The following is a 2,652-nucleotide window of genomic DNA, read 5'->3' on the forward strand; positions in this document are numbered from 1 at the left end:
GGATGCTCATAGGATCTAGTCTCATTAGGAGCAAAGCCGGGCACCGCCTCGGCCTCCGTGATATTCAGGCTATGTTGGCGGGAATTCGTAACTCCGTCGTATGACGAAGGAGTCGACAGGTGCCCCAAAACTGAGCGACAGGAAGGCGGATGACGAAACAATCAGAAGGTCATTCCGACGGTGGAGAGCAAAGCCGAGCGCCAATCTGTCCTCGGTGATGACGTTGAAGGTAGTCACGCCCCGCTTTTTCCACTGTGCTGTTCCGCTGAACGACGAAAAAACGTAGTCGTCTTTGAAGGAGACTTACATGTCAAACTCGAAAGAGGGCGCGCACTCCAATTCAACGGCCCACGACGAGCGCGGCACCGCAGCGGCCTCGCACCCACGTATGTCGGTTGAGAACGCGAAGGCAGCGCTGTCCAATTTCACCCTCAGCCAGCGATCAAAACGCCCCTCGACACGGAACTACCTAAAGGAGCCCGGCAAGGTAGCCTTAGAGCAAAGAGAGGCGATCAAGAAGCAATTCGAAACAACCACGGCATCCTCAGGCCCAGGAATGACCATCATCACGGCGACGCGCGTCGCGACAGAGATGTTGCAAGAAATGATCATCGATCTCAAAGACCTCTTGTCGGCACTAGATAAAGCTCGGGGCGGAACGCAGTTTTATACCGCTGGTTCCGCTCTGACAGAGAAGATCCAGATCCAAAAAACGATTGACGCATTCTTCAAAGATTTGACGGGAGGCGGCAATGGCCAATGACAATACAGGTCAAGGCGGCGGCCCGGCGTCCAGTGATCCATCGAAATTGGTCGCCGACAATATCGACCTCCTCTTCGCGAAGGTAACTGCACCCGAGAGCTCAGTCGACTTTTCGGTCCCGTCCCGGCCGTCTCTGGGTGACATCAATGGGACGGTCGACCAGAGCGGCAATACTGTGCCCGGATCAGTGGACACGTTCGAACTCAGAACCGGGCCGACCGATGTCGACTCTTACCATGATTTCTACCGCCTCCAGATGGCATTTGAGGACGTGTGGCAGGAACTCACGAGTGACCAGGGCGTGTACCAACGCTGGAATGCGCTAATGGATGCAATGTTGGGCCCCCAGCGCATCAAGGACCGAAGCAAGGAATTCATGGTGGTCGATGAGAAAGGCAACGTCAAATTAACTGACGGGACTGCCGTCACCACAGCGGGCGGGACACCGCTGAACATCAACGACATCAGCGGCGCCGAGGATCTTGCAAACTTCGTCGACTTCCTCAAGCAACAGTTCGGATTGGAAACGGGAAACATTCCGCCAGCATACAGCCAACTAGCCACGATCGTGCAGCGCCTCGTCAACACCTGCGCGGACCTCTTCAACCAGGTCAATCGAGCCGGGAGCTGGTCGAAAGACATGCACGCCGGACAGATGAACGATGGGAATTGGCCCGATGACAGGGTGGGAACAGAGGGCGGCGTCACTAGCAACCCTTTTACTGTGGTGAAGGACAACACCCCTTCCAAAACACGATATGACTTCCTGAACGGAATTCTGTCGGACATCAATGGCCTGATTGGATCACTGCAAAACGCCCCCGATAACACAACGTTGAATATTCAGAAACTGCTCAGCTCGTTCGATCAGATCCTGAAGGAGCGGTACGTGTTTGACGTATTCGCTCCCAACTCTGTCAACTATGCTTTGCTGATTAATTACCGCCAGCATTGGACACCCATTTCCTATCAGGTTGGCAACCTCGTATCGACGATTCCGCTGGCGCCTCAGGAAGTAAGGAAGTATACGACCAGGACCGTTATTCAAAAGAAGCGAAACGTCAGGGAGATTGACGACTCCCTACGTGTCGCGAAGGATGACTCAAGTGACGCCACGAGATTGGACGGTGAAATTGTCAGTCGCGCAAAGAACAGCTCGAACTTTCAGCAGAACGCCTCGGGTAGCTTCGGAAACGACGCAATTTACAAGGTCAGTGCGGGAATCCAACAAGGACAGGATCAGTCGATAGAGTCTGCGCAGACCAAGAGGGATTTTCACGAGGCCGTATCGAAGTCGGCACAGGAACTTCGCAATGAGCATAGGACCGAAGTCACTACTGACGAAAGCCGCGAGGAAGAATCCACCAGCTACCGAGAGATCCGAAATCCAAACGATGAACTGACGGTGACGTATCTGTTCTATGAGTTGCAGCGCCGCTACAAGGTCTCGGAAACGTTGAACAAGATCACACCGGTCATTCTCGTGGCAAATGACGTGCCCTCTCCCCACGAGGTGGATGAATCGTGGCTGATTCGGCATGACTGGATTATCAAGCGAACGATCTTGGATGACAGCTTTGCGCCCGCACTGGAATATCTCTCCACCAACTACACCGGAGTCGAAATCCAGCTGGAGGTTTACAAACTCGAGGTTGAGCATCAACGATCGGTAGTCGACAGGATTTCGCAGCAAGTGTCCATGGCAAATCAGGATCTTGATACCGCCACATTGGGGTTGCAGACTGCAGAAAATCAGGATGTCGCGGACATGCAGCGGCAGGAGACCATGAACATGGTCAAGAGCTTTTTCGATCCGCTCGGGCTAACCAAATCCGGCGTCGACGGTAATTCTGATCGCGCGCGAGTGGACTTTGAGGTTGACCCGGTTC

2 protein-coding genes are annotated in these 2,652 nt (G+C 54.0%); both read left to right on the forward strand.

Annotated features, from left to right (window positions below; genetic code table 11):
* Window positions 1-307 precede the first annotated feature (307 nt).
* Window positions 308-763 (forward strand): hypothetical protein, encoded by a 456-nt coding sequence (locus BN2475_RS32325; RefSeq protein ID WP_143326028.1) that lies wholly within the window; start codon window positions 308-310, stop codon window positions 761-763.
* On the forward strand, window positions 753-2,652 hold a 1,900-nt coding region (locus BN2475_RS32330), incomplete at its 3' end, for a hypothetical protein (RefSeq protein ID WP_143326030.1). The genes BN2475_RS32325 and BN2475_RS32330, both read left to right, overlap by 11 nt.

This window comes from Paraburkholderia ribeironis (assembly GCF_900019265.1).
GTDB classification, from domain to species: Bacteria; Pseudomonadota; Gammaproteobacteria; order Burkholderiales; family Burkholderiaceae; genus Paraburkholderia; species Paraburkholderia ribeironis.

What these genes read in the sequence shown, in the direction of transcription:
- BN2475_RS32325 (WP_143326028.1), top strand. Translation starts at nt 308, where the DNA reads ATGTCAAACTCGAAAGAGGGCGCGCACTCCAATTCAACGGCCCACGAC.